The organism is Stenotrophomonas maltophilia (assembly GCF_047782825.1).
Classification (GTDB): domain Bacteria; phylum Pseudomonadota; class Gammaproteobacteria; order Xanthomonadales; family Xanthomonadaceae; genus Stenotrophomonas.
The window spans coordinates 3021424-3046416 of record NZ_CP180589.1 but is presented as its reverse complement, the minus strand read 5'-3'; the positions used below and the strand labels follow the sequence as shown (position 1 = coordinate 3046416).

Annotated in this window: 24 protein-coding genes; 17 read left to right on the top strand and 7 right to left on the bottom strand. The window is 67.8% G+C overall.

The annotated features are described in order from the left end of the window. The first annotated feature begins 29 nt into the window (after positions 1–29). Both ACM2ZB_RS14250 and ACM2ZB_RS14245 read left to right on the top strand, forming a co-directional pair. A complete protein-coding gene (locus ACM2ZB_RS14250; protein WP_416055925.1) occupies positions 30–1046 on the top strand; it encodes a 3-oxoacyl-ACP synthase III in 1017 nt (338 codons plus the stop codon). 194 nt (positions 1047–1240) lie between these two features. Then, on the top strand, positions 1241–2128 hold the full coding sequence (locus ACM2ZB_RS14245) for an alpha/beta fold hydrolase (protein ID WP_416055924.1): 888 nt from the start codon (positions 1241–1243) through the stop codon (positions 2126–2128). Positions 2129–2292: 164 nt separating this feature from the next. Here ACM2ZB_RS14245 and ACM2ZB_RS14240 read toward each other — a convergent pair whose 3' ends face one another. Continuing rightward, positions 2293–2664, bottom strand: coding sequence for a YkgJ family cysteine cluster protein (locus tag ACM2ZB_RS14240; protein ID WP_079224790.1), 372 nt, complete (start codon positions 2662–2664; stop codon positions 2293–2295). Between the two features lie 104 nt (positions 2665–2768). On the opposite strand from ACM2ZB_RS14240, the gene oleC reads away from it, so the two are divergent. The 3 genes from oleC to ACM2ZB_RS14225 all read left to right on the top strand — a co-directional run bounded on the left by oleC (position 2769) and on the right by ACM2ZB_RS14225 (position 5687). After that, a complete protein-coding gene (gene oleC / locus ACM2ZB_RS14235; protein WP_416055923.1) occupies positions 2769–4427 on the top strand; it encodes an olefin beta-lactone synthetase in 1659 nt (552 codons plus the stop codon). Further along, a complete protein-coding gene (oleD, locus tag ACM2ZB_RS14230; protein WP_416055922.1) occupies positions 4424–5410 on the top strand; it encodes a 2-alkyl-3-oxoalkanoate reductase in 987 nt (328 codons plus the stop codon). The genes oleC and oleD overlap by 4 nt, the downstream gene beginning before the upstream one ends. A 121-nt stretch (positions 5411–5531) precedes the next feature. Continuing rightward, entirely contained in the window at positions 5532–5687 is a 156-nt protein-coding gene (locus tag ACM2ZB_RS14225) for a DUF1328 domain-containing protein (protein ID WP_005407633.1), read from the top strand. Between the two features lie 129 nt (positions 5688–5816). Here ACM2ZB_RS14225 and ddlA read toward each other — a convergent pair whose 3' ends face one another. Continuing rightward, positions 5817–6902 (bottom strand): D-alanine--D-alanine ligase, encoded by a 1086-nt coding sequence (gene ddlA / locus ACM2ZB_RS14220; protein ID WP_416055921.1) that lies wholly within the window; start codon positions 6900–6902, stop codon positions 5817–5819. A 354-nt stretch (positions 6903–7256) separates the two neighbouring features. Here ddlA and ACM2ZB_RS14215 point away from each other — a divergent pair, with 354 nt between their 5' ends. From ACM2ZB_RS14215 to ACM2ZB_RS14200, 4 genes are all read left to right on the top strand, one after another. After that, positions 7257–7892, top strand: a complete 636-nt coding sequence (locus ACM2ZB_RS14215) for an SCP2 domain-containing protein (protein WP_416055920.1) — start codon at positions 7257–7259, stop codon at positions 7890–7892. Then, positions 7889–9544: a ubiquinone biosynthesis regulatory protein kinase UbiB gene (gene ubiB / locus ACM2ZB_RS14210; RefSeq protein WP_416055919.1), complete on the top strand. Its 1656-nt coding sequence runs from the start codon at positions 7889–7891 to the stop codon at positions 9542–9544. The genes ACM2ZB_RS14215 and ubiB overlap by 4 nt, the downstream gene beginning before the upstream one ends. After that, positions 9541–10128: an O-methyltransferase gene (locus tag ACM2ZB_RS14205; protein ID WP_416055918.1), complete on the top strand. Its 588-nt coding sequence runs from the start codon at positions 9541–9543 to the stop codon at positions 10126–10128. Before ubiB ends, ACM2ZB_RS14205 begins: the two co-directional genes overlap by 4 nt. A 140-nt stretch (positions 10129–10268) precedes the next feature. After that, positions 10269–11006 (top strand): pseudouridine synthase, encoded by a 738-nt coding sequence (locus ACM2ZB_RS14200; RefSeq protein ID WP_416055917.1) that lies wholly within the window; start codon positions 10269–10271, stop codon positions 11004–11006. Positions 11007–11042: 36 nt separating this feature from the next. Here the strand turns inward: ACM2ZB_RS14200 and ACM2ZB_RS14195 are convergent, their stop codons facing one another. After that, entirely contained in the window at positions 11043–11570 is a 528-nt protein-coding gene (locus tag ACM2ZB_RS14195) for a DUF2059 domain-containing protein (RefSeq protein ID WP_416055916.1), read from the bottom strand. Between the two features lie 134 nt (positions 11571–11704). Here ACM2ZB_RS14195 and arfB point away from each other — a divergent pair, with 134 nt between their 5' ends. The 3 genes from arfB to dcp all read left to right on the top strand — a co-directional run bounded on the left by arfB (position 11705) and on the right by dcp (position 15011). After that, positions 11705–12136 carry an alternative ribosome rescue aminoacyl-tRNA hydrolase ArfB gene (gene arfB / locus ACM2ZB_RS14190; RefSeq protein ID WP_313438149.1) on the top strand — a complete coding sequence of 144 codons (432 nt, stop codon included), beginning with the start codon at positions 11705–11707 and terminating at the stop codon, positions 12134–12136. 46 nt (positions 12137–12182) lie between these two features. After that, positions 12183–12743 carry a lysophospholipid acyltransferase family protein gene (locus ACM2ZB_RS14185; protein ID WP_223276957.1) on the top strand — a complete coding sequence of 187 codons (561 nt, stop codon included), beginning with the start codon at positions 12183–12185 and terminating at the stop codon, positions 12741–12743. A gap of 111 nt (positions 12744–12854) precedes the next feature. Continuing rightward, positions 12855–15011 (top strand): peptidyl-dipeptidase Dcp, encoded by a 2157-nt coding sequence (gene dcp / locus ACM2ZB_RS14180; RefSeq protein WP_416055915.1) that lies wholly within the window; start codon positions 12855–12857, stop codon positions 15009–15011. A gap of 155 nt (positions 15012–15166) precedes the next feature. On the opposite strand, the gene ACM2ZB_RS14175 is transcribed toward dcp, so the two are convergent. Together ACM2ZB_RS14175 and ACM2ZB_RS14170 are read right to left on the bottom strand one after the other, a co-directional pair. After that, on the bottom strand, positions 15167–15613 hold the full coding sequence (locus ACM2ZB_RS14175) for a 3-dehydroquinate dehydratase (protein ID WP_416055914.1): 447 nt from the start codon (positions 15611–15613) through the stop codon (positions 15167–15169). Positions 15614–15616: 3 nt separating this feature from the next. Further along, positions 15617–16018: a hypothetical protein gene (locus tag ACM2ZB_RS14170; RefSeq protein WP_416055913.1), complete on the bottom strand. Its 402-nt coding sequence runs from the start codon at positions 16016–16018 to the stop codon at positions 15617–15619. Positions 16019–16269: 251 nt separating this feature from the next. Here ACM2ZB_RS14170 and lepB point away from each other — a divergent pair, with 251 nt between their 5' ends. Both lepB and ACM2ZB_RS14160 read left to right on the top strand, forming a co-directional pair. Continuing rightward, entirely contained in the window at positions 16270–16896 is a 627-nt protein-coding gene (gene lepB, locus ACM2ZB_RS14165; RefSeq protein ID WP_416055912.1) for a signal peptidase I, read from the top strand. A 120-nt stretch (positions 16897–17016) separates the two neighbouring features. Next, on the top strand, positions 17017–18273 hold the full coding sequence (locus tag ACM2ZB_RS14160) for an MFS transporter (RefSeq protein ID WP_416055911.1): 1257 nt from the start codon (positions 17017–17019) through the stop codon (positions 18271–18273). A 101-nt stretch (positions 18274–18374) separates the two neighbouring features. Here the strand turns inward: ACM2ZB_RS14160 and ACM2ZB_RS14155 are convergent, their stop codons facing one another. Further along, positions 18375–19283: a LysR substrate-binding domain-containing protein gene (locus ACM2ZB_RS14155; protein ID WP_416055910.1), complete on the bottom strand. Its 909-nt coding sequence runs from the start codon at positions 19281–19283 to the stop codon at positions 18375–18377. Positions 19284–19526: 243 nt separating this feature from the next. Further along, the gene (locus ACM2ZB_RS14150; protein WP_416055909.1) at positions 19527–20495 is read right to left on the bottom strand and encodes a LysR family transcriptional regulator; all 969 of its coding nucleotides are present in this window, start codon (positions 20493–20495) and stop codon (positions 19527–19529) included. A gap of 109 nt (positions 20496–20604) precedes the next feature. On the opposite strand from ACM2ZB_RS14150, the gene aceB reads away from it, so the two are divergent. The 3 genes from aceB (at position 20605) to ACM2ZB_RS14135 (ending at position 24984) form a co-directional block, all read left to right on the top strand. After that, on the top strand, positions 20605–22242 hold the full coding sequence (aceB, locus tag ACM2ZB_RS14145) for a malate synthase A (protein WP_416055908.1): 1638 nt from the start codon (positions 20605–20607) through the stop codon (positions 22240–22242). A 67-nt stretch (positions 22243–22309) separates the two neighbouring features. Then, positions 22310–23611 carry an isocitrate lyase gene (gene aceA / locus ACM2ZB_RS14140; RefSeq protein ID WP_069118153.1) on the top strand — a complete coding sequence of 434 codons (1302 nt, stop codon included), beginning with the start codon at positions 22310–22312 and terminating at the stop codon, positions 23609–23611. A gap of 332 nt (positions 23612–23943) precedes the next feature. Continuing rightward, on the top strand, positions 23944–24984 hold the full coding sequence (locus tag ACM2ZB_RS14135) for a diguanylate cyclase domain-containing protein (RefSeq protein WP_416055907.1): 1041 nt from the start codon (positions 23944–23946) through the stop codon (positions 24982–24984). Positions 24985–24993 lie beyond the last annotated feature (9 nt).

Here is a 24993-nt window from a genome sequence, read left to right as displayed (position 1 = left end):
CCTTTGCCTGAGCCTTGGCGCTAACCTCGATGCTCTTCAAGAATGTCTCGATTGCCGGCCTGGCTCACGTTGATGCGCCGCACACGCTGACGACCAAGGAAATCAACGAACGGCTGCAGCCGACGCTGGATCGCCTTGGTATCCGTACCGATGTCCTCGGTGACATCGCCGGCATCCACGCACGCCGCCTGTGGGACAACGGTGTGCTGGCGTCCGACGCGGCCACCATGGCCGGCCGCAAGGCACTGGAAGACGCAGGCATCGATGCGACGCAGGTCGGCCTGCTGGTCAACACCTCGGTCAGCCGCGACTACCTGGAGCCGTCCACGGCGTCCATCGTGTCCGGCAACCTCGGCGTCAGCGACGAGTGCATGACCTTCGACGTCGCCAACGCCTGCCTGGCCTTCATCAACGGCATGGACATCGCCGCGCGCATGCTTGAGCGCGGTGACATCGACTACGCGCTGGTGGTCGATGGCGAGACCGCCAACCTGGTGTACGAAAAGACCCTGGAGCGGATGACCGCCCCGGACGTCACCGCCGACGACTTCCGCAACGAGCTGGCGGCCCTGACCACCGGTTCGGGTGCCGCCGCCATGGTGATGGCGCGCTCGGAACTGGTGCCCGACGCCCCGCGCTACAAGGGGGGCGTGACCCGCTCGGCCACCGAGTGGAACCAGCTGTGCCTGGGCAACCTGGACCGCATGGTCACCGACACCCGCCTGCTGCTGATCGAAGGCATCAAGCTGGCGCAGAAGACCTTTGCCGCCGCCAAGATCGCCCTGGGCTGGGCCGTGGAGGAACTGGACCAGTTCGTCATCCACCAGGTCAGCCAGCCGCACACTGCCGCGTTCATCAAGAACTTCGGCATCGACCCGAAGAAGGTCATGACCATCTTTGGCGAGCACGGCAACATCGGCCCGGCCTCGGTGCCGATCGTGCTGAGCAAGCTCAAGCAGCTGGGCAAGCTGAAGAAGGGCGATCGCATCGCGCTTCTGGGCATTGGCTCGGGCTTGAACTGTTCGATGGCTGAAGTGGTCTGGTAAGCCTTTCCGGATCCGCTGGATGGCGGATCTGGACCGGATCCGACGCGATGACCGTTGGTAACCGGGGCGAACAGGTCCCTTTCTGGCGGTTCATGCGCGAAGAACGTTACTTTTTCGACATATGAGCGGCATCATGTCGATTCCATCGACATGAGCCGGCCGTATGGATGCCCAGACGCCCTGAAGAACTGCCCATGAATTTCCCCGGTTACCCCGCCCACCCGCAGCGTTTCGAGGTCCGTCCCGGCCTGTCGATGAGCTATCTCGACGAAGGCCCGCGCGATGGCGAGGTGGTGGTAATGGTGCACGGCAACCCGTCGTGGAGCTACTACTGGCGCACGCTGGTGGCCGGCCTGTCGGACAAGTACCGCTGCGTCGTGCCCGACCACATCGGCATGGGCCTGTCGGACAAGCCCGACGACCAGCGCTACGAGTACACCCTGCAGTCGCGCGTGGATGACCTGGACGCGCTGCTGAAGCACCTGGGCATCACCGGCCCGGTCACCCTGGCCGTGCACGACTGGGGCGGCATGATCGGCTTCGGCTGGGCGCTGTCGCACCACGCACAGGTGAAGCGCCTGGTGGTGCTCAACACCGCCGCCTTCCCGATGCCGGCCGCCAAGAAGATGCCGTGGCAGATCGGGCTGGGCCGCCACTGGAAGATCGGCGAGTGGATCATCCGCACCTTCAATGCGTTCTCGTCCGGTGCCTCGTGGCTGGGCGTGGAACGGAAGATGCCAGCCGACGTGCGCCGCGCCTACGTGTCGCCGTACAACAGCTACGCCAACCGCATCAGCACCATCCGCTTCATGCAGGACATCCCGCTGTCGCCGGCCGACAAGGCCTGGTCGCTGCTGGAGCGCGCCGGCCAGGCGCTGCCGTCCTTTGCCGACCGCCCGGCCTTCATCGGCTGGGGCCTGCGTGATTTCGTGTTCGACCACCACTTCCTGGAAGGCTTCCAGGCCGCGCTGCCGAAGGCCCAGGTGCATGCCTTCGAGGATGCCGGGCATTACGTGCTGGAAGACAAGCACGAAGTGCTGGTGCCGGAAATCCGCGCCTTCCTGGACGCGAACCCGCTGTAAGCAGACCTGCTTCCGGTAGTGCCGGCCGCTGGCCGGCAAGCGCGCAACGCGCGCCGGGTTCATTCGGAGTGCGGGGTAGGATCCCTCTCGCAGAGAGGGCTCTGACCCCATCCGGGCAATCCGGGGTCAGAGCCGTTTCTGCGAAACGGATCCGACCCCGTGGCTCAGGCCGCGATCGGGTTGTTGTCGCCGCCTTCCCAGTCCGCTGCCGTCAGCGGATCCAGGCCATAGGCGATGCGGGCCTTGTCGCACTGCGGGCTGGCCTTGCCGTATTCCCACGACGCATCCACCTCGCGGCACACGCTGGGCCGGTTGGGGTGGATGGTGCAGCGTGAATACACGCCGATCTGCGCATCCAGCGCCACGCAGCGCACCGGCTTGGAGTGCGTGCCGCGCATGCACAGGCGGTGCGGGTCCAGGGTTTCGGTCAGCTGGTGCGGCACGCCGCCGGGGGTGACCTCGTCCGATTCCATCCAGTGGAAGGCCACGCGGTATTGGGTGCAGCAGGCGCCGCAGGTCATGCAGGGATGTTGCATGGGCAAGCCGCCTCGGGCGGCAGTGGGAATCGGGGACGAGGCTGCGGATTTTCCACGAAGCAGGCGGCCGCGCAAGAAATTCCGTAAGCGGCGACAATGAACGGATGAACGGACCCTGCAATATCGCGGCGCGGCTGCCTGAACTGGCCCGCGAACGCCCTGACCAGATCGCCATCCGTTGCCCCGGCCGCCGTGGTGCCGGCAACGGCATGGCCGCCTACGACGTGACCCTGGACTACCGCCAGCTGGACGCCCGCAGCGACGCGATGGCCGCCGGCCTGGCCGGCTACGGCATCGGCCGCGGCGTGCGCACGGTGGTGATGGTGCGGCCCTCGCCGGAGTTCTTCCTGCTGATGTTCGCCCTGTTCAAGCTGGGCGCGGTGCCTGTGCTGGTCGACCCGGGCATCGACAAGCGCGCGCTGAAGCAGTGCCTGGACGAAGCGCAGCCGGAGGCCTTCATCGGCATCCCGCTGGCCCACGTGGCGCGCCTGGCCCTGCGCTGGGCGCCGTCGGCCACCCGCCTGGTCACCGTCGGCCGCCGCCTGGGCTGGGGCGGGACCACCCTGGCCGCGCTGGAACGCGCCGGTGCCAGCAGCGGCCCGATGCTGGCCGCCACCGATGGCGAGGACATGGCCGCCATCCTGTTCACCAGCGGCTCCACCGGCGTGCCCAAGGGCGTGGTCTACCGCCACCGCCACTTCGTCGGCCAGATCCAGCTGCTGGGCAGCGCCTTCGGCATGGAGGCCGGCGGCGTCGACCTGCCGACTTTCCCGCCGTTCGCCCTGTTCGACCCGGCACTGGGGTTGACCTCGGTCATTCCGGACATGGACCCGACCCGGCCGGCACAGGCCGACCCGGCGCGCCTGCACGATGCCATCCAGCGCTTCGGGGTGACCCAGCTGTTCGGTTCGCCAGCCCTGATGCGGGTGCTCGCCAGACACGGCCGGCCGCTGCCGACGGTGCGCCGGGTGACCTCGGCCGGTGCGCCGGTGCCGCCGGACGTGGTGGCCACCATCCGCCGCCTGCTGCCCGACGACGCGCAGTTCTGGACGCCCTACGGCGCCACCGAATGCCTGCCAGTGGCCGTGGTCGAAGGCCGCGAGCTGGAGCGCACCCGCGCCGCCACCGAGGCCGGCGCCGGCACCTGCGTGGGCAGCGTGGTGGCGCCCAATGAAGTGCGCATCATCGCCATTGATGATTCGCCGTTGCCGGACTGGTCGCAGGTGCGTGTGCTGGCCACCGGTGAGGTGGGCGAGATTACCGTGGCCGGCCCGACCGCGACCGATACCTATTTCAACCGCCCCCAGGCCACGGCTGCGGCGAAGATCCGCGAAACGCTGGCCGATGGCAGCAGCCGCGTGGTCCATCGCATGGGCGATGTGGGGTACTTCGATGCGCAGGGCCGCCTGTGGTTCTGCGGGCGCAAGACCCAGCGCGTGGAAACCGCGCGCGGCCCGCTGTACACCGAACAGGTCGAGCCGGTGTTCAACACCGTGCCGGGCGTGGCCCGCACCGCCCTGGTGGGCGTCGGCGCTGCCGGTGCGCAGCAGCCGGTGCTGTGCGTGGAACTGCAGCGCGGCCAGTCCGACAGTCCGGCGCTGCAGGAGGCCCTGCGCGCGCATGCGGCCGCGCACGTCGCCGAATCCGGCCTGCAGCACTTCCTGGTGCACCCCGCGTTCCCCGTCGATATCCGTCACAACGCCAAGATCGGCCGCGAGAAGCTCGCCGTCTGGGCCAGCGCCCAACTGGAGAAGCGCGCATGAAGATCCTGGTCACCGGTGGTGGTGGTTTCCTTGGCCAGGCCCTGTGCCGCGGCCTGCTTGCGCGGGGCCACCAGGTGCTGGCCTTCAACCGCAGCCACTACCCGGAACTGCAGGCCATGGGCGTGGGCCAGATCCGGGGTGACCTGGCCGACGCACAGGCGGTGCTGCACGCCGTGGCCGGCGTGGACGCGGTGCTGCACAACGGCGCCAAGGCCGGTGCCTGGGGCAGCTATGACAGCTACCACCAGGCCAACGTTGTCGGCACCGACAACGTCATCGCCGCCTGCCGCGCGCATGGCATCGGCAGGCTGGTGTACACCTCCACGCCCAGCGTGACCCACCGTGCTACCCATCCGGTGGAAGGGCTGGGTGCCGATGAAGTGCCTTATGGCGAGAATTTCCAGGCACCGTATGCGGCGACCAAGGCAATTGCCGAACAGCGCGTGCTGGCCGCCAACGATGCCACGCTGGCCACCGTGGCCCTGCGCCCGCGGCTGATCTGGGGCCCGGGCGACCAGCAGCTGGTGCCGCGCCTGGCCCAGCGCGCCCGCCAGGGCCGCCTGCGCCTGGTGGGTGATGGCAGCAACAAGGTCGACACCACCTACATCGACAATGCCGCGCTGGCGCATTTCCTCGCGCTGGATGCACTGGCACCCGGCGCGGCGTGCGCTGGCAAGGCCTACTTCATTTCCAACGGCGAACCGCTGCCGATGCGCGAGCTGCTCAACAAGCTGCTCGCCGCCGTGGGTGCACCGGCAGTGGAAAAGACCCTCAGCTTCAAGACCGCCTATCGCATCGGCGCGATCTGCGAGCGCGTGTGGCCGCTGCTGCGCCTGCCCGGCGAACCGCCGCTGACCCGTTTCCTGGCCGAACAACTGTGCACCCCGCACTGGTACAGCATGGAACCGGCACGCCGCGATTTCGGCTACGTGCCGCAGGTGAGCATCGAAGAAGGACTGCGCCGGTTGAAGGCGGCGTCGTGACGGCCGCGTCACGGCGCTGAAGGCTTCATCAGCCGCAGAGGTTACCGTCACCGGTTGCACACCGGCCAATGCGCAGGATGGTCCCAACGCCGAACCGGCCGAACCACCCGCGAGGAACGCCATGCTGCATTACGCCATCATCTTCTTTGTCATCGCCATCATTGCCGCCGTGCTCGGCTTCTCCGGCATCGCCGGTGCCGCCACGAACATCGCCTGGATCCTGTTCGTCGTGTTCCTGATCCTGGCGGTGATCTCGATGTTCCGTAAGCGCGGCTAGCCGATACCGCTTTCTGTAGCGTCGAGCCGTGCTCGACTGCTTGTTGTAGAGTCGAGCCATGCTCGACTGGCCACAACGCAGTCGAGCGCGGCTCGACGCTACAGAAGCGCGTTACACCAGGGAAGCGCGTTAAACCAGCGCCCGATCGGCCTCATGCCGTTCCAGCGCCAGTTCAATCAACCGCGTGATCAGCGCGGTATAGCCCAGGCCACTGGCACCCCACAGCTTCGGATACATGCTGATGCGGGTGAACCCCGGCAGCGTGTTGATCTCGTTGATCACGATCTGCCCCTCGGCGGTGAGGAACACATCCACCCGCGACATGCCCGCGCATTCCAGCGCCTGGTAGGCCTTCAGCGCAATCTGCTGGATGCGCGCCTGGGTATCGGCATCGATCGCCGCGGGCACTACCACCTCGGCGCCATCGGCGTTGATGTACTTGGTGTCGTAGGCATAGAACTCATCGTGCACCACCACCTCGCCGCAGACGCTGGCCTGCGGATGCTCGTTGCCCAGCACGGCACACTCGATCTCGCGGCCGATCACCGCTGATTCCACCAGCACCTTGTGGTCATGCCGCAGCGCCAGCTGCAACGCCGCGGCGAAGCCTGCCGCGTCCTTGACCTTGCTGACCCCCACCGAAGATCCCTGGTTGGCCGGCTTCACGAACAGCGGCAGGCCCAGCTGGTCGATCAGCGCCTGCACATCCACTTCCGCCGCCTGGTGGCGGCGGATGCACACCCACGGCGCCACCTGCAGGCCGGCATCGCGCAGCAGGCGCTTGGCCACGTCCTTGTCCATGGCCGCCGCCGACCCCAGCACCGGCGAACCGGCGAAGGGCAGGTTGGCCATGCGCAGCAGCCCCTGCAGCGCACCGTCCTCGCCCAGCGGCCCATGCACGATGGGCAGCACCACATCGATCTGGCCCAGTGCCGTGGACGCATCCACCGGCTGCAGCTGCGCCTGCTCCGCACCCGGCCGCAGCACCAGCGCGTTGCCCGAGCGGTGCAGGGCGATGCGTGCCGGATCATCCGCATTGACTAGGAACGTCTCGGGCTGGCTCAGGTGCCACTGCCCCTGTTTGTCGATACCGACCAGCACCGGCTCGAACCGCTCGCGGTCGAGCGCATCGAGGATGTTCTTGGCCGACTGCAGCGAAACTTCGTGCTCGGAAGACCTGCCCCCGAAAATGATCCCGACCCGGGTCCGTGCCATGCGTGTTGTCCTGTGTAACAAGGCTGCACAGCATGAACCTTCCACGGCCCACCAGGTGAGGCACGCATGAACCACCGGTGGGGTCAGAGCCCGTAGCGCAGCAACGGGATCCGACCCCGACAGCTCGCGGAAATGTGTCAGAGGCGGGGTGGGATGGGCAGGCGGGACCGCAGGCGCCATGGATGGCGCCTACGAGCCCCCATGGACGGGTTTACGGCGTGTCCTGCCTGCCCATCCCACCCCGACTCACCCAGCAGGCTGCTTCGGAAGTTGACCTTGACGTTGACGTTGCCTCTGCAGGTGCCGGGCGGCAGCCCGGCCCAAGCCCCCCACCCACGCAGGTAGAATGCACACATGGCTCTCTCCCTGCTCTCGTCCCTCAAGCCGGTCGCCGGCCGCGCCCTGCAGACCGCCCTGAACCGCGCCCTGGCGCTGGATCCGGATACCCGCCATGCACTGGCCAGCCTCGACGGCCGGCATATCGACCTGAGCCTGGACGCGCCATCGCTGGCGATGCGCATCAGCGTCGACGGTGACCAGCTGCGGGTCGGCCCGGTGGATGCACAGGAAGCCGACCTGGCCGTGCGCAGCAGCCTGGCCGGCGTGCTGGCCCAGCTGCCGCTGCTGGCCAACGCCCGCCGCGGCAACGACAACGGCAAGGGCCGCGTGCGCGTGGCCGGCGATGCCGAGCTGGCGCGCCGCCTGCAGCAGCTGGCCAAGGGCTTCGACCCCGACTGGCAGCAGCCCTTCGTCAGCGTGTTCGGCGAAGTGCTGGGCGTGCAGGTGGCCAACACCCTGCGCGGCGCGTTGCAGCACGCACGCCAGGGCGCCATCGACCTGGCCCACAGCGCCGCCGAATTCATCACCGAAGAATCGCGGGATGTGGTGCCGCGGGCCGAACTGGACGCCTTCCACGACGATGTGGATGTGCTGCGCGATGATGTCGAGCGCCTGGGCGCGCGCGTGCAGCGCCTGCGGGGTGCCGCATGAAGGCGCTGCTGCGGGCCCAGCGCATCGGCCGGGTGATCCTGCGTTACCGCCTTGACGACCTGCTGCAGGGCACGGCAGCCGAACGCTGGCTGCGCCTGGCCAAGCCCTTCGTGCCGCGTGCCTCGGCCAGCATCGCCTCGCAGTCGCGTGGCGCACGCCTGCGCCTGGCGCTGCAGGACCTCGGCCCGATCTTCGTCAAGTTCGGGCAGATCCTGTCCACCCGCCGCGACCTGGTGCCGCCGGACGTGGCCAATGAACTGACCCTGCTGCAGGACCGGGTCAAGCCCTTCGATGGCGACACCGCACGCCGCATCGTCGAAGAGGCGCTGGGCCTGCCGGTCAGCGAGGCCTTTGCCAGCTTCGACACTGAGCCGCTGGCCTCGGCCTCGATCGCGCAGGTGCATGCCGCCACCCTGGCCGATGGCCGCCAGGTGGTGGTGAAGGTGCTGCGCCCGGGCATCGAGAAGCAGATCGATGCTGACATCGCCCTGCTCAATTCGCTGGCCGCGCTGGTCGAGCGTACCCATCCGCGTGCCGACAAGATCCGCCCGCGCGAAGTGGTGGCCGAGGTCGAGAACACCCTGGCCGCCGAGCTGGACCTGCAGCGCGAAGGTGCCAACGCCAGCGTGCTGCGCCGCTTCTGGGAAAACAGCGACGATCTGTACGTGCCGGAAGTGATCTGGAGCCACACCGCCGAGCGTGCACTGACCCTCGAACGGGTGTGGGGCATTCCCTCCGATGACATCGTCGCGCTGGACCAGGCCGGCATCGACCGCAAGGCGCTGGCTGCCAAGGGCGTGCGGGTGTTCTACACCCAGGTGTTCCGCGACAACTTCTTCCACGCCGATGCGCACGCCGGCAACATCTGGGTCGACACCGATCCGGCGCGCCGCGACAACCCGCGCTTCATCGCGCTGGATTTCGGCATCATGGGCCAGCTTTCGCAGGAAGATCAGTACTACCTGGCCGAGAACTTCATGGCCATCTTCAACCGCGATTACCGCCGCATCGCCGAGCTGCACGTGCAGGCGCGCTGGATGCCGGACAACGTGCGCATCGACGATCTGGAAGCGGCGGTGCGTTCGGTGTGCGAGCCGTACTTCACCCGCCCGCTGTCGCAGATCTCGCTGGCCGAAGTGCTGTTGAAACTGTTCCGGGTGGCCCAGCGCTACCAGCTGACCCTGCAGCCGCAGTTGATCCTGCTGCAGAAGACCCTGCTGAACATCGAAGGCGTGGGCCGCCAGCTCGATCCGCAGATCGACATCTGGGCGGTGGCCAAGCCGGTGCTGGCGAAGATCCTGCGCGAGCGTTACAGCCCGCGCCGGGTCGTGCGCGAGATCGGCAAGCGCCTGCCGGAAATCATGACCCATGCGCCGGACATGCCGCGCCTGGTGCATGCCTGGCTGACCCAGCAGGTGGAAGGCCGCCACGAACTGGCGATGCGATCGCGCGACCTGGTCACCCTCGATGCCAGCCTGCAGCGCCTGCAGAAGCGCGCGGTGGGTGCCATCACCGGCGTCGGCCTGCTGGCCATCGCCACGCTGATGTACGTGCTGCAGCCGCCCGGCTGGTACTGGGGCGACCTGCCGGTGCTGAGCCTGGGCGCGGCGGCGGTAGGGGCCTTCGCCCTGGCCCGCGCGTGGTGGCGATGAACGCCGCACTGCAGGCACTGAAGGAGGAACTGGCCCGCCACGGCGCGGCCAACGATGCGCGCGAAACCGAGCGTGGCCGGCGCATGCTGAACATTACCGCTGGCACCGGCGAGCTGCTGTCGGTGCTGGTGCGCTTCGGCCAGGCACGGCGGGTACTGGAAATCGGCACCTCCAATGGTTACTCCACGCTGTGGCTGGCTGAAGCTGCTGCGGCCATCGATGGTCACGTGACCACGCTGGAGTACGCCGCTGACAAGGTCGCATTGGCGCAGGCGAATTTCGAACGCAGCGGTCTGGCCGGGCGCATCCGCCTGGTGCACGGCGATGCCGGGCAATGGCTGGCCAGCGCCGCCGATGCCAGCATCGACCTGCTGTTCCTCGACTCGGACCGCGAACAGTACGCCGGCTGGTGGCCGCAGCTGCGCCGCGTGCTGCGCCCCGGTGGTCTGCTGGTGGTGGACAACGCCACCTCGCACGCGGAACAGATGGCGCCGCTGCGCGCGTTGCTGGATGCCGATGCGGACTTCAGTACCAGCCTGGTACCGGTGGGCAATGGCGAACTGCTGGCCGTGCGCAACGGCTGAACCCCCTCTGTGTAGAGTCGAGCCCATGCTCGGCTGCTTCGGACCTCACGTAGCGTCGAGCTTGCTCGACTGCTCTACGCAAGGCACCAGCCGAGCATGGGCTCGGCTCTACCGGGAAGGGGCACCCGTATAATCCCGCGGTGAGTACCGAACCTGACACCCTCGCCGCGGTCGAGACCGAAACCGCCCCCCTGCAGCTGCTGCACCTGGACGAGCGCCTGGCCGTGGTCAACAAGCCGGCCGGGCTGATGGTCCACGACAGCAAGCTGGCCCGTGGCGAAGACGATTTCCTGGCCGACCGCCTGCGCGAGCAGCTGGGCCGCCCGATCTTCCTGGTCCATCGCCTGGACCGCGCCACCAGCGGTTGCCTGCTGCTGGCCTTCGACCGCGATTCGGCCAGCGTGCTGGGCAAGGCCCTGATGGGTGGGGAGGTGGCCAAGGATTACCTGGCGATCTGCCGCGGCTGGCCGGCCGAGGAGGCCTGGCAGGTCGACCACGATCTGGACGGCGGCCCCGGCAAGCCGGTGAAGAAGCCGGCGGTCACCGATTTCCAGCGCCTGGCCACCGGCGAACTGTCGGTGCCGGTGGGCGAGTTCGCCAGTTCGCGCTACGCGCTGCTGCGCTGCCAGCCGCAGACCGGCCGCTTCCGGCAGATCCGCCGGCATCTGAAGCATCTGTCGCATCACCTGATCGGCGATACCAGCCATGGCGATGGCCGCCACAACCGCAACTTCCGCATGCAGGGCGTGCACCGCATGCTGCTGCACGCCGAACGCCTGCGTTTCCCGCACCCGGACGGTGGCACGGTGGATGTGCGCGCGCCGCTGGACCGCGAATTCCAGAAGGCGCTGGATCTGTTTGGCTGGCAGGTCGTCTGACGATTCCGGGGTTGCCGGCCAGCGGCCGGCACGACCTCACTTCTTTTCCGGCTCGTTCACGATCGCTTCCAGGTCCTTCTGCAGGTCCGCGATCAGCGGCTGCATGCGGGCCTGGATGGCCACCATCACGTTCTGCATCAGCGCCGGGGTCTTGTCCAGCAGGCTCTGCCCGGCCGAGCTCTCGTAGAACTCGGCCATCGCCAGCACGTCTTCCTTGCTGAAGGTCTTCTTGTACAGATCCACGTACATCGGCCGCAGCTGCTGCCACGACAGCGCCTGGCGCAGGGTCTGGTTGGTCCGTTCCTGGATGCGCTGCAGCTGTTCCTGCTGCTGCGGGGTGAGCTGGCGCTGGGCGGTGGCCTGCTGGAACTGCTGGCGCTGCATGGCTTCGATCTGCGGCAGCGCGGCGTCCAGCATGCTCTGCGCGCGCGAGGCGGCCAGCAGGCGGTTGATGTCGCTGTCCGAAGGCGGTGCTGCCACGGCGGGGGCGCTGGCCACGGCCAGGGTCAGCAGCAGGACGGCACGGCGCAGGCCGGCGGGCAGGGCGGGAATGAAGCGGGTCATGCGAAGCTTCCTGCGGTACATGGGACGGCCAGCATACCTGCTGCCAAGGCGAAGGCGACGTGTTCGGCGCCTGATCGGCGGCATACGGTACGTGATGACAGCCACGGCAGCGCGGCTGCCGCTACAATGCGCGGATGGGCAGTGGACCGGTCACCATCAGCGCGCAGCTTGAAATCCCCGACGGCGAGATCGTCGAGCGGTTCGTGCGTGCCAGTGGCGCCGGCGGGCAGAACGTCAACAAGGTTTCCACCGCGGTGGAACTGCGTTTCGACATCGCCAACTCGCCCTCGTTGCCCGAACCGTTGCGCACCCGCCTGCTGGCGCGGCGCGACCGGCGGATGACCGGCGAAGGCGTGCTGGTCATCGACGCGCAACGGTTCAGGACCCAGGATCGCAATCGCGAGGATGCGCGCGATCGGCTGGCGGCCTTCATCCAGGCCGGGTTGAGCGTGCCCAAGCCGCGCAAGGCCACCAAGCCGACCCTCGGGTCGAAACTGCGTCGTCTGGACGCCAAACGCGGGCGCGCGCAGATCAAGCGCGGGCGCTCATCACGTGACTGGGAGTGATTGCTTGAACAAGCCGACTTCGTTGCTGCCGGCGGTGCCGCCGCAGATGCCACAGGTCAAACCCAACGCCTTCCTGCGCTGGCTGGCACGTTGCACCCTGCGGATGGGGGGCTGGAAAGTGACCGGCACCCTGCCTGACATCCCCAGGCTGGTCTTCATCATCGCCCCGCATTCGTCCAACTGGGACGGCCTGTGGGGCATGGCGGCCAAGATCGCGCTGGGCATGAAGGTGAAGGTGCTGGGCAAGGCATCGCTGTTCTGGTGGCCGCTGGGCCCGCTGCTGCACAAGCTGGGCGTGATCCCGCTCGATCGCAGCTCGCCGCAGGGTACGGTGGGCCAGGCGGTGGACCTGCTGCGCAACAACGAGAAGATGTGGTTCGCCATCACCCCCGAAGGCACCCGCAAGGCCGTGAAGGACTGGAAGGCCGGCTTCCTGAAGATCGCCCGGATGGCCGACGTGCCGATCCTGGCGGCGTACTTCCACTACCCGGAAAAGACTATCGGCATCGGCCCGCTGTTCACGCCCACCGGCGATGATGCCGCCGACATGGCCGCCATCCGCGAGTTCTACCGGCCCTGGATCGGCAAGACCCGCGGCACGGTCTGAGCCGGCTTCCGCCGCCAGCGCACACGCCACGTCCGGCACATGCCGGGCGAGCGCGACAGGAGTAGGGTGGAGGGCTGGTATCCCATACCGTCCGCCCAAGGAGCGTTTTACATGTCGCGTACCGTAGTCCTGGCCGCCGCCATCAGCCTGGCGCTGGCGGCCTGTTCCGGCAAGGAGTCCACCCCCGTGTCCGAAGCCCAGAAAGCCCCGGCCCAGCAGCCGGCCGAAGCGTCCACCAATCCGCTGCTGGGCGCCAGCACGCTGCCGTTCCAGGCGCCGCAGTTCGACAAGATCAAGGACAGCGATTACCTGCCGGCCTTCGAAGAAGGCATGCGCCAGCACTTGGCCGATGTCCGCAAGATCGCCGACAACCCCGAGCCGGCCACCTTCGACAACACCCTGGTGGCCATGGAGCGCAGCGGCGAAACGCTGACCCGCGTGTCGCGCATCTTCTTCGGCCTGGTCCAGGCCGACGGTACCGAAGCGCGCCAGAAGATCCAGGAAGAGATCGCCCCGAAGCTGGCCGCGCACCAGGACGAGATCAACCTCGACCCGAAGCTGTTCGCCCGCGTGAAGTCGCTGTACGACCAGCGTGACACGCTGGAGCTGGACCCGGTGCAGAAGCGCCTGGTCGAGCACTACTACGACGGCCTGGTGCGTGCTGGTGCACAGCTGTCCGATGCGGACAAGGCCAGCCTGCGCAAGCTCAACGTGGAAGAGACCACCCTGTCCACGCAGTTCCACACCCGTCTGGTCGCGGCCACCGCCGCTGCCGCCGTCGTCGTGGACGACAAGGCCAAGCTGGCTGGCCTGGACGACAACGCGATCAACAACGCCGCCACTGCCGCCAAGGAGCGCAAGCTGGACGGCAAGTTCGTGCTGCCGCTGCAGAACACCACCCAGCAGCCGGTGCTCGGCTCGCTCAGCGACCGCGACCAGCGTGCCGCCGTGCTGAAGGCTTCGGAAACCCGCGCCGAGCGTGGCGATGCCAACGACACCCGGCAGACCGTGCAGCGCCTGGCCCAGCTGCGTGCGCAGAAGGCCAAGCTGCTCGGCTTCGATACCTTCGCCGACTACCAGCTGGGCGACCAGATGGCCAAGACCCCGGCCGCTGCGCTGAAGCTGCTGACCGACACCGTGCCGGCGGCCACCGCCAAGGCCCGTGCCGAAGCCGGTGAGATCCAGAAGGTGATCGATGCGCAGAAGGGCGGCTTCCAGGTTGCCGCGTCCGATTGGGACTTCTACGCCGAACAGGTCCGCAAGGCCAAGTACGATCTGGACGAGTCGCAGATCAAGCCGTACTTCGAACTGGACAACGTGCTGCAGAACGGCGTCTTCTACGCCGCCACCCAGCTGTACGGCATCACCTTCAAGCCGCGCACCGACATTCCGACCTACAACCCGGACATGAAGGTGTACGAAGTGTTCGACAAGGACGGCACCTCGCTGGCCCTGTTCTACACCGACTACTTCAAGCGTGACACCAAGTCCGGTGGCGCCTGGATGGACGTGTTCGTCGAGCAGGACGGCCTGACCGGTGCCAAGCCGGTGGTCTACAACGTCTGCAACTTCACCAAGCCGGCCGATGGCCAGCCTGCGCTGATCAGCTTCGACGACGTCACCACCATGTTCCATGAGTTCGGCCACGCCCTGCATGGCATGTTCTCGAACGTGAAGTACCCGTCGATCGCCGGCACTGCCACCTCGCGCGATTTCGTCGAGTTCCCCTCGCAGTTCAACGAGCACTGGGCGCTGGACCCGAAGGTGTTCGCCAACTACGCCAAGCACTACAAGACCGGCGAAGCGATGCCGCAGGACCTGGTCGACAAGATCCTGAAGGCACGCAGCTTCAACCAGGGCTATGCGACCACCGAATACCTGTCGGCCGCACTGCTTGACCTGGCCTGGCACACGCAGAAGGCCGATGCCCCGCTGCAGGATGTGGGCGCCTTCGAAGCCAGCGCGCTGAAGAAGTTCAAGGTCGACCTGCCGCAGGTGCCGCCGCGCTACCGCACCACCTACTTCGACCACATCTGGGGTGGCGGCTACTCGGCCGGCTACTACGCCTACTTCTGGGCCGAAGTGCTGGACCACGATGCCTTCCAGTGGTTCACCGAACACGGTGGCCTGACGGCGGCCAACGGCCAGGAGTTCCGCGATAAGATCCTCTCGCGCGGCAACAGCGTGGAACTGTCGACCCTGTACCGCGATTTCCGCGGCAAGGACCCGTCGGTGGAACCGCTGCTGAAGTTCCGCGGGCTGAAATAAGAAAGCGAAAACGGCGGGGGAAACCCCGCCGTTTTTCTTTCTGTAGAGCCGAGCCCATGCTCGGCTGATGTTTCCTGGAAAGGCAGCCGAGCATGGGCTCGGCTCTACAAAGGCGGACAAGCCCGTCGAGCATGGCTCGACTCTACAGAAGCGCGTTACGTCCCCACATGCACCCGGTTCGCCTGCTCGGCCAGGCCCAGGTGATCCAGCGCGATGTCCAGCGCCAGCACGTAGCTCTGCGCGCCATAGCCGGCGGCGATGCCCAGGCGCTGGCCGGCACCGGCCGGCAGGCAAGGCTCGGCCACCGCGCCATCGTCATGCACTTCCACGTAGGGGTTGTGCAGGTACGGCAGCAGGCGCTGCAGGCGCAGGCTGTTGGCACACGCGCCCGGGTCGAGCAGTGTCACCTCGCCGCGGCTGTGGTCGGCCACGCGCAGGGCATCGAGCAGTTCCTGTTCCGAGCCACAGGCACGGATCGCCACGCTGGTCCCGGCGTCGATCGCCCGATGCACCAGCGTCTTCAGTACCGGCGCCGGCAGCGGCATCGCCGTGCGGATCAGCGCGCCGGAGGCTTCCGGGCCACGAATGATGAAGATCGACATGGCTCAGCCCTCCTGCGCCAGGCGGCGGCCGACGATGGCCAGCGACAACGGGTAACCGGCCTGCTGGCTGCGCTGGTCGACCACCACCGCGGCCGGACCGTGCTGCAGGCGCAGGCGCGCATCCAGGCCGGGTTCGCTCGGCGCCTGCAGTTCGATGTACTGCGCCGGCAGCCGTTCCAGCGCCGCCTGCAACGCATCGCCCTCGGCCTGCCATTGCGCTTCGTCGGCGGTACCGACATCCAGCAGTACCCAGTCGGCCGAGCGCGCCTGCGGCTGGCACAGGCACTGGCGTACCTCGGACAGGCTGGTGCAGTCGCTGCACAGCACGCGATGGCCAGCCAGCTGCGCCGGCAGATGCGGGCGCGGCGCCGACGAAGCTGCGTGGCGGATCACCAGGAGGGTCATACAACACCTTGCGGAATGCGCCCAGTGGCGCGGTGGGCACACGATGCGCGTGGCGGCCGTAAAGGTGCGATGCCCGTTGCCGGGGGCGCGCGTAAAACCTGCGTAACCCTTCCTTCGGTAGCGCCGGGCCATGCCCGGCGGATGGCTGGGACGCGACCGCGCTGCGCGCTCGCCGGGCTTGGCCCGGCGCTACCGGGAACCTCGCGCACCTGCCTGTGGTCTGATCCAGCTTCCACCCACCGGAACCTGTCATGGACGCTGTCGCCCGCCCCCCGTTCGCCGAACGCGCGCTCACCTGGCTGAAGAAGGAAGCGCTGCCCCTGCTGGTCATGCTCGGCCTGCTGGCCGCCGCCCGCGATACCCTGGCCAACCATTACGTGGTGCCCAGCGGCTCGATGCAGCCGACCCTGCAACCTGGCGACCGCGTGGTGGTGGACATGCGCGCCTACGGCCTGCGCCTGCCGTTCACCAACCAGCAGCTGCTGGCCACCGGCACCCCGCAGCGCGGCGAAGTGGCCGTGTTCGATTCCCCGGCCGATGGCACCCGGCTGATCAAGCGCGTGGTGGCCGTGGCCGGTGACCACGTACAGCTGCACGGTGGTCACCTGGCCATCAACGGCCACCCGCTGCAGATCGCCGATCTGCGCGATACCGAAGCCTTCGGCCAGCGCCAGGCCCAGCTCGACCTGGACATGGGCGGCGGCCCGGACATCGCCGACATGCAAGTGCCGGCCGGCAAGGTGCTGGTGCTGGGCGACCACCGCGGCAACAGCTTCGACGGCCGCTTCTTCGGTTTCGTCGATGCCGACAAGGTCTACGGCCGCGCCGTGGCGGTGTATTACCGCAGTGGCGATGGCTTCGAGTGGCGGCACCTGTAAGCGCCATCGATATGCAGTAAGTATCAATCCTGACCTATCAGGTTATGGATCGACTGGATGGAGGGGCCTACGCTGGTCCCCGTACCCCCACGTCGGCCGCCCCCACGGCCCTTCGATCCCATGACTGGCGAAACTGCGGCGGCCGCCCCCGGCCGCCCCCGCATCCTCGATTCCGGCGCTGATACCCGCATCCAGCAGGGCACGCCGGCCTTCCGCCGCACCGCGGTCGCGCTGTTCCTGGCTGGCTTTTCCACCTTCGGCCTGCTGTACACCGTGCAGCCGTTGCTGCCCGAGTTCAGCCGCCACTTCGGTGTATCTGCCGCCGGCAGCGCCATGTCGCTGTCGTTGAGCACCGGTACCCTGGCCGTGGCCATGCTGCTGGCCGGCCTGCTGTCCGATGCGATCGGCCGCCGGCCGATGATGATCGCCGCCTTGATGGCCTCGGCGCTGCTGTCGCTGTGCACCGCGCTGGTCGATGACTGGACCACGATGCTGGTGCTGCGCACCCTGCTGGGCCTGGCCCTGAGCGGCGTGCCGGCGGTGGCCATGACCTACCTGGTGGAGGAAATGGACAGCCGCGCGCTGGGCCTGGCGATGGGCCTGTACATCGGTGGCAACGCCATTGGTGGCATGAGCGGGCGCCTGCTGGCCGGCATCATTGCCGACCACTGGGGCTGGCGCTGGGGCATCGGCGCGGTCTCGATCATCGCCCTGGCCAGCACCGTGCTGCTGTGGCTGCAGCTGCCGCCCTCGCGCCATTTCCAGGCGCGCCGTGGCGGCCTGCGGCAGCTGCCCTCGCGCTGGCGCACCCTGTTCGCCGACCCGGGGCTGCCGTGGCTGTTTGCCACCTCGTTCGTGCTGATGGGCGTGTTCGTCACCCTCTACAACTACCTGGGCTACCACCTGCTGGCGCCGCCGTATCACCTGAGCCAGACCGTGGTCGGGCTGATCTTCAGCGTGTACGTGGTCGGCACCTTCAGTTCGGCATGGATGGGCCAGCAGGCCACCCGCTACGGCCGCGGCCGCATCCTGACCATCTCCTTCGGCCTGATCGGCGCCGGCATCGCGCTGCTGGCCATGCCCTGGCTGACCACCATGGCGCTGGGCATCGCCCTGGTCACCTTTGGTTTCTTCGGCGGCCATTCGGTGGCCAGCAGCTGGGTCGGCAGCCGCGCCGGTTCGATGCGTGCCGAAGCCTCGGCGCTGTACCTGTTCGCCTATTACCTGGGCAGCAGCGTGCTGGGCGCCGTGGGCGGCCTGGCCTACGCCGCCTGGGATTGGCTGGGCGTGTGCGCGTTCACCGCCGTACTGACCCTGTTTGGCGCCGGCATCATCTGGGCCCTGCAGCAGCGCGCCCCGCAGCCGGTGACCGCCTGACCCGACGCGCGGTCGTGCCGGCCGCTGGCCGGCAACACGGCCTGTGTTGATGGGTCGGCGGTAGCGCCGGGCCATGCCCGGCGAGCGCGCAGCGCGGCGCATCACCCCTCCGCGAATGCCCCGCGCAACAAGCCGGCGAAGTTGCGGATCAACGGCGTCACCCCTTCGCGCCGCCACGCCAGCTGCACTTCCGAATGTGCACCGGCATCGGCCAGCGCCACGAAGCGCGCACCTTCCACCCGGATGTGGTCACAGGACGACGGCAGGATCGCCGCACCCAGGCCGGCAGCAGCAAGACTGATCAGCGTGGAGGCTTCACCGGCCTCCTGCACGATGCGTGGGGTGAAGCCAGCCGCCGCGCACAGCGCGATCATGTGGTCGTGGATGCCGGCCCCGGCACTGCGCCGGAACGCCACGAACGGCTCCTGCGCGAAATCACGCAGCGACAGCGTGCCGTGCTTCGACAACCGTCGCAGGGCAGGGTGGTCGGCATGCACGATCAGCGCCAGCGGGTCCACGAACAGGCTGTGCGCGACCAGTTCCGGCGGCAACGCACGCTTGCGGATGATGCCCACGTCCAGCCGGCCATCGAGCAGCGCATCGATCTGCTGCAGGGTGTTCAACTCGCTCAACTGCAGCCGCACCTGCGGGTACTGCTGCCGGTACTGCAGGATGGAACGTGGAATCTGCGGAGACAGCGGCGTGGCCCGGGTGAGGCCGATGTGCAGCTCGCCCTGCTCACCGCGCTGCGCGCGCTGCACCTCATCGACCGCTGTTTCCACCTGCTGCACGATGGCCCGCGCCCGCTCCTGCAGCAGCTCACCGGCCGCAGTGAGCTGCACCCGCCGATGGCTGCGCACGAACAGGCGCGCCCCGATCAGTTCTTCCAGCTGCCGGATCTGCTGGCTGAGCGGCGGCTGCGACATGCCCAAGCGTTCGGCCGCCTGGCCGAAGTGCAGCGTATCGGCAACGGCGAGGAAGTAGCGCAGGTGGCGGAGTTCGATGGACATATCTGCAGTCTAGCCAGACCGACGACGGGCGGGTCGGCTTGTTCGATCGTTTTCCCGTCAGTCGAGCATGGCTCGACTCTACAAAAGCATCCACGCATGACGTGGCTCTACTGGCTACCGGCCAACCGTCCCGGAAATGGGGTCAGAGCCCGTTGCGCAGCAACGGGATCCGACCCCGCCATCCCACGAAATGCCCACTGTTGCTGTTGCCGGCCAGCGGCCGGCACTACCGCAGGTGCACCCTCAGCGCTCGGAATGCCCGCTCTGGTCGTAATCCCGCGGACTGAACAGCTCCGGCTGGATCAGCTCCACAAACGCCCGCGCCTGCGCCGACAACGCCTTGCCCCGCCGCACGATCACCCCGTAACTGCGCTCCGGGAACCAGCGCTTCATCGACCGCGCCGCCAGCCGCTCGCGGTCGGCATCGTTCAGGCACAGCGCCGGCACGATGGAAATACCCATGCCCATCGCCACGTACTGCTTGATCACCTCCCAGCCGCCCACCTCCAGCGCAACGGAGTACGCGATGCGGTGGCGCTGGAACACCTGGTCCACCAGCCGGTAGGTGATCTGCCGCTTCGGCGGCAGCACCAGCGGGTAGCGCGCGATGTCGGCCAGTTCCAGCTCACCGCCACTGGCCAGCGGATGGTCGCGTGGCGCGATCAGCACCTGCTCGAAGCGGTAAGCCGGTGCGTAGCTCAGGTCGGCCGGCACATCGGTCATCGAACCGATGGCCAGGTCGGCCGCGTCCTCGCGCAGCAGGTCGGTGCCATCGGCGCTGATCGCGTTGTGCAGGGTCAGCCGCACATCCGGGTGGTGCAGGCGGAAGCGTTCGACGATCTTCGGCAGCAGGTAGAGGATGGTCGAGCTGTTGGCGGCGATGTTCAGTTCACCCGCATCCAGCCCGCGCACCTTGTCGCGGAAGCGCGCTTCCAGCCCGTCCAGGCTTTCCACCAGCGGCTGCGCCATCTCATACAGCACCTGGCCCTCGCGGCTGGGCACCAGGCGCCGCCCGCTGCGCTCGAACAGCGGCACCCCCAGCTCCCGCTCCAGTGCCTGCAGCTGCAGGCTGATGGCCGGCTGGCTGACGAAAAGCGCCTCAGCCGCCCGTGAGACCGAGCCCAGACGCACCGTCTGGCAGAACGCGCGCAGCGGTTTCAGCCGGTCGGATTTGTAGGAAAAACGGGGGCTTGGCGGGCTGCGTGTGGTCATGGCGTAACAAGTATTAGCACAAGTTATGTAGAACATTGCAAAAACTGTTTTGCCAAATACTCTGGCCCGGCGGCACCGTGGAGGCGTCCCCCACCGCTGGAGTCGCCCCATGTCCGCCGTCGCTTCCGCTGTTCCCACCCCTGCCAGCAAGGCCACCCCCGGCATCGCCCTGGCGACCCGCGTGGCCGGCCAGGACACCGTGCTGCCGGCGCCGCTGCTGGCCCTGCTGGTGTCGCTGCACCGTGCGGTGGAACCGGGCCGGCAGGCACGGCTGCAGGCGCGCCGCGAGCGCCAGGCGTTCTTCGACCAGGGCGGCCTGCCGGACTTCCGTGAAGACACCGCCGCCATCCGCAGCGGCGATTGGACCGTCGCGCCGCTGCCGGCCGCACTGCAGGACCGCCGCGTCGAGATCACCGGCCCGACCGACCCGAAGATGGTCATCAACGCGCTGAACTCGGGCGCCAAGGTGTTCATGGCCGACTTCGAGGACTCGACCTCGCCCACCTGGCGCAACCTGCTGGCCGGGCAGCAGTCGCTGGCCGCTGCGGTGCGTGGCGATCTGGAATTCACTGCGCCGGCGGCCAATGGCAAGCCGGGCAGGCACTACACCCTGCGGCCCTACGACGAGCAGGCGGTGCTGATCGTGCGGCCGCGTGGCTGGCACCTGGATGAAAAGCATGTGCGCATCGACGGCCAGTTCATCGCCGGTGGCCTGTTCGATGCGGCGGTGTTTGCCTTCCACAACGCCCGCACCCTGCAGGCCAAGGATCGCGGCCCCTACTTCTACCTGCCCAAGCTGCAGAGCATGGAAGAGGCCACGCTGTGGGAGACCGCGCTGTCGCACATCGAAGGCATGCTCGGCCTGCCGCACGGCCAGATCAAGGTGACGGTGCTGATCGAAACGCTGCCGGCGGTGTTCGAGATGGACGAGATCCTGCACGCCCTGCGCGAGCGCATCGTCGGCCTGAACTGCGGCCGCTGGGATTACATCTTTTCCTACCTGAAGACCTTCCGCCGCCACGCCGACCGGGTGCTGCCCGAGCGTGGCCAGGTAACCATGACCCAGCCGTTCCTGAAGGCCTATTCGGAACTGCTGATCCAGACCTGCCACCGCCGCGGTGCGCACGCGATGGGCGGCATGGCCGCGCAGATTCCGATCAACAACGATGCCGCTGCCAACGAACAGGCCATGGCCCGCGTGCGCGCCGACAAGCTTCGCGAAGTGAGCGCGGGCCACGACGGCACCTGGGTCGCGCACCCGGCGCTGATTCCGGTGGCGATGGCCATCTTCGACGAACACATGCCCACCCCGAACCAGCACCAGGTGCTGCGCCAGGACGTGCGGGTGGGCCGCGATGAACTGACCGCGCGGCCGCCGGGCAGCATCACCCGCGCCGGGTTCGAGGGCAACGTGGAAGTCTGCGTGCGCTACCTGGCGGCGTGGCTGGACGGCAACGGCTGCGTGCCGATCCACCACCTGATGGAAGACGCGGCCACCGCCGAGATCAGCCGCAGCCAGCTGTGGCAGTGGCTGCATACCCCGGGCCAGCAGCTGGACGACGGCACCGCCATCGACCTGGCCCTGCTCGATACCGCCCTGGCCCAGCTGCCGGCGCGGCTGGGCGATACCCGCGCATTGCCCGGCGGCGCCCGCATCGGCGAGGCCATCGCCCTGCTGGGCGAACTGAGCCGCAACGACGAATTGACCGATTTCCTGACCCTGCCGGCCTACGCGCGTATCGACTGACCGACCCGCGTCGCCACGGCAATCCCTCCCCGCTGCATCCGCTGCACGAACCGAACTGGAGAAAGACATGAGCAAGCTGCCCACTGCCGAACAGATCCAGCACGACTGGGATACCAACCCGCGTTGGGAAGGCATCCAGCGCAACTACAGCGCCGCCGACGTGGTGCGCCTGCGCGGCACCGTGCACATCGAGCATTCGCTGGCCCGGCTGGGTGCGGAGAAGCTGTGGGCGTCGCTGCACGAGCGCGAGTTCGTCAATGCGCTGGGTGCGCTGACCGGCAACCAGGCCATGCAGCAGGTCAAGGCCGGGCTGAAGGCGATCTACCTGTCCGGCTGGCAGGTGGCCGCCGATGCCAACCTGGCCGGGCAGATGTACCCGGACCAGTCGCTGTACCCGGCCGATTCGGTCCCGGCGGTGGTCAAGCGCATCAACAACACCCTGCTGCGCGCCGACCAGCTGCATCACGCCGAAGGCAAGGATGACATCGACTTCCTGCAGCCGATCGTGGCCGATGCCGAAGCCGGTTTCGGCGGCGTGCTCAATGCCTTCGAGCTGATGAAGGCGATGATCGAAGCCGGTGCCGCCGGCGTGCACTTCGAGGACCAGCTGGCCTCGGTGAAGAAGTGCGGCCACATGGGCGGCAAGGTGCTGGTGCCGACCCGTGAGGCCATCGAGAAGCTCAACGCCGCGCGCTTGGCCGCCGACGTGCTGGGCGTGCCGACCCTGCTGGTGGCCCGCACCGATGCCGAAGCCGCCGACCTGCTGACCAGTGACATCGACGGCAACGACAAGCCCTTCGCCACCGGCGAGCGCACCGTGGAAGGCTTCTACAAGACCCGCAACGGCCTGGACCAGGCGATCAGCCGTGGCCTGGCCTATGCGCCCTACGCCGACCTGGTGTGGTGCGAGACCGGCAAGCCGGACCTGGAGTTCGCGCGGAAATTCGCCGAGGCGATCCATGCGAAGTTCCCTGGCAAACTGCTGGCCTACAACTGCTCGCCCAGCTTCAACTGGAAGAAGAACCTGGACGACGCCACCATTGCCAGGTTCCAGCGCGAGCTGGGCAGCTACGGCTACAAGTTCCAGTTCATCACCCTGGCCGGCTTCCATGCACTGAACTACGGCATGTTCAACCTGGCCCACGGTTATGCCCGCCGGCAGATGAGCGCCTTCGTGGAACTGCAGGAAGCCGAGTTCGAAGCGGCCGAGCGCGGCTTCACCGCGGTCAAGCACCAGCGCGAGGTCGGTACCGGCTACTTCGATGCGGTCACCCAGGCCATCCAGCAGGGCCAGTCCTCGACCACGGCGCTGACCGGCTCGACCGAGGAAGAGCAGTTCCATGGCGGCCGCAGTGAGCGCGCCGCCTGACCCGGCCTCGACCCCGTAGAGTCGAGCTTGCTCGACTGACGTGACCGCACCCGAAGCCAGGGCAGTCGAGCAAGCTCGACTCTACCCGGGCCTTCGGACCCATCAGGGTGGCCAGGGAAGGGCCAGACAGCGCCGGCAGGTCGGGGGACCTGCCGGCGTTGTTGTGTCCGGCGTCTGCCCCGCCACGGAGCCGATCGCCAACCTTTCACCTGAATGCGGCTTGCCCGCCTGTTCGGGGCAGATCGTGGCGTCTTCATGAAAAATGAGAAGGGGCGCACAGTTTGATTCACTGCTATGCTCCGCATCTCACCAGGGGACGCTGGCGGCGGGGAATGACCGGCAGGGGTGCGGCCGAGAACATCGACATGACGACCGGTATCGCTCAGGTGGCGATGGCCGAGATCGTGCACGCGCTGCTGTCGGACGAAGAAATCGCCCTGTTCGCGCGTTTCGCGCGGCCATCGCGCATCGAGGCGGGCCAGTGGCTTTTCCAGCGCGGCCATCGCGGCGAATGCATGTTTGTGATCCTGGAAGGCCGGATCGAACTGGACTTCGGCGAAGACCTGGTGGTCAAGACGCTGGGGCGCCACGAGTTCTTCGGCGAACTGGGCCTGCTGGTAGGCGACCACCCGCGCAGTGCCGGCGCCCGCGTGGTCGAAGACTGCCACCTGCTGGAGCTGGGCCCGGCCGATTTCCATTGCCTGGTCGAGTCCGATCCGGGCATGGTGGCGTACTTCCTGCGGCGCACGATCATGCGTGTGCTGACCAACGAACAGGCCCTGATCAGCCAGCTGCGACGTCGCAACCACGACCTGGAAACCGCGCTGGACAACCTGTACATCACCACCCACCAGCTCACCCACACGCGCGAGCTGGTGCGGACCGATGAACTGACCGGCCTGCACAACCGCCGCGGCCTGACCCTGTACCTGCAGGAATGCCGCAGCCGGCCCGACGGCGCGCCGCAGGCGCTGCTGCTGATCGACTGCGACCGCTTCAAGCAGGTGAACGACCGCCATGGCCACCAGGCCGGTGACCGCGTGCTGCAGAGCATGGGCAACATCCTGCGTTCGATGGCGGGTGAGCACGACCTGGCGTGCCGGCTGGGCGGCGACGAGTTTTGCCTGATCCTGCGCCGCGCCAACCATGAGATCGTGCAGCACGCCGCCGAGTTCATTCTCAGCGCGGTGCACGGTCTGCTCGAGCGCAGCCACGGCACTCCGCACGTTACCCCGGCCAGCATCGGCGCGAGCCTGCTGGACCCGGAGGCCGACTGGAGCGAGTGGTACGCGCGTGCCGACCGGGCGCTTTACCGGGCAAAGCGCGCCGGCGGCAACTGCCTGCACTGGACCGATGGCCCGGACGGCCAATAGCGGAGAACC

What these genes read in the sequence shown, in the direction of transcription:
- ACM2ZB_RS14250 (WP_416055925.1), top strand. Translation starts at nt 30, where the DNA reads ATGCTCTTCAAGAATGTCTCGATTGCCGGCCTGGCTCACGTTGATGCG.
- ACM2ZB_RS14245 (WP_416055924.1), top strand. Translation starts at nt 1,241, where the DNA reads ATGAATTTCCCCGGTTACCCCGCCCACCCGCAGCGTTTCGAGGTCCGT.
- ACM2ZB_RS14240 (WP_079224790.1), bottom strand. Translation starts at nt 2,664, where the DNA reads ATGCAACATCCCTGCATGACCTGCGGCGCCTGCTGCACCCAATACCGC.
- oleC (WP_416055923.1), top strand. Translation starts at nt 2,769, where the DNA reads ATGAACGGACCCTGCAATATCGCGGCGCGGCTGCCTGAACTGGCCCGC.
- oleD (WP_416055922.1), top strand. Translation starts at nt 4,424, where the DNA reads ATGAAGATCCTGGTCACCGGTGGTGGTGGTTTCCTTGGCCAGGCCCTG.
- ACM2ZB_RS14225 (WP_005407633.1), top strand. Translation starts at nt 5,532, where the DNA reads ATGCTGCATTACGCCATCATCTTCTTTGTCATCGCCATCATTGCCGCC.
- ddlA (WP_416055921.1), bottom strand. Translation starts at nt 6,902, where the DNA reads ATGGCACGGACCCGGGTCGGGATCATTTTCGGGGGCAGGTCTTCCGAG.
- ACM2ZB_RS14215 (WP_416055920.1), top strand. Translation starts at nt 7,257, where the DNA reads ATGGCTCTCTCCCTGCTCTCGTCCCTCAAGCCGGTCGCCGGCCGCGCC.
- ubiB (WP_416055919.1), top strand. Translation starts at nt 7,889, where the DNA reads ATGAAGGCGCTGCTGCGGGCCCAGCGCATCGGCCGGGTGATCCTGCGT.
- ACM2ZB_RS14205 (WP_416055918.1), top strand. Translation starts at nt 9,541, where the DNA reads ATGAACGCCGCACTGCAGGCACTGAAGGAGGAACTGGCCCGCCACGGC.
- ACM2ZB_RS14195 (WP_416055916.1), bottom strand. Translation starts at nt 11,570, where the DNA reads ATGACCCGCTTCATTCCCGCCCTGCCCGCCGGCCTGCGCCGTGCCGTC.
- arfB (WP_313438149.1), top strand. Translation starts at nt 11,705, where the DNA reads ATGGGCAGTGGACCGGTCACCATCAGCGCGCAGCTTGAAATCCCCGAC.
- ACM2ZB_RS14185 (WP_223276957.1), top strand. Translation starts at nt 12,183, where the DNA reads ATGCCACAGGTCAAACCCAACGCCTTCCTGCGCTGGCTGGCACGTTGC.
- dcp (WP_416055915.1), top strand. Translation starts at nt 12,855, where the DNA reads ATGTCGCGTACCGTAGTCCTGGCCGCCGCCATCAGCCTGGCGCTGGCG.
- ACM2ZB_RS14175 (WP_416055914.1), bottom strand. Translation starts at nt 15,613, where the DNA reads ATGTCGATCTTCATCATTCGTGGCCCGGAAGCCTCCGGCGCGCTGATC.
- ACM2ZB_RS14170 (WP_416055913.1), bottom strand. Translation starts at nt 16,018, where the DNA reads ATGACCCTCCTGGTGATCCGCCACGCAGCTTCGTCGGCGCCGCGCCCG.
- lepB (WP_416055912.1), top strand. Translation starts at nt 16,270, where the DNA reads ATGGACGCTGTCGCCCGCCCCCCGTTCGCCGAACGCGCGCTCACCTGG.
- ACM2ZB_RS14160 (WP_416055911.1), top strand. Translation starts at nt 17,017, where the DNA reads ATGACTGGCGAAACTGCGGCGGCCGCCCCCGGCCGCCCCCGCATCCTC.
- ACM2ZB_RS14155 (WP_416055910.1), bottom strand. Translation starts at nt 19,283, where the DNA reads ATGTCCATCGAACTCCGCCACCTGCGCTACTTCCTCGCCGTTGCCGAT.
- ACM2ZB_RS14150 (WP_416055909.1), bottom strand. Translation starts at nt 20,495, where the DNA reads ATGACCACACGCAGCCCGCCAAGCCCCCGTTTTTCCTACAAATCCGAC.
- aceB (WP_416055908.1), top strand. Translation starts at nt 20,605, where the DNA reads ATGTCCGCCGTCGCTTCCGCTGTTCCCACCCCTGCCAGCAAGGCCACC.
- aceA (WP_069118153.1), top strand. Translation starts at nt 22,310, where the DNA reads ATGAGCAAGCTGCCCACTGCCGAACAGATCCAGCACGACTGGGATACC.
- ACM2ZB_RS14135 (WP_416055907.1), top strand. Translation starts at nt 23,944, where the DNA reads ATGACCGGCAGGGGTGCGGCCGAGAACATCGACATGACGACCGGTATC.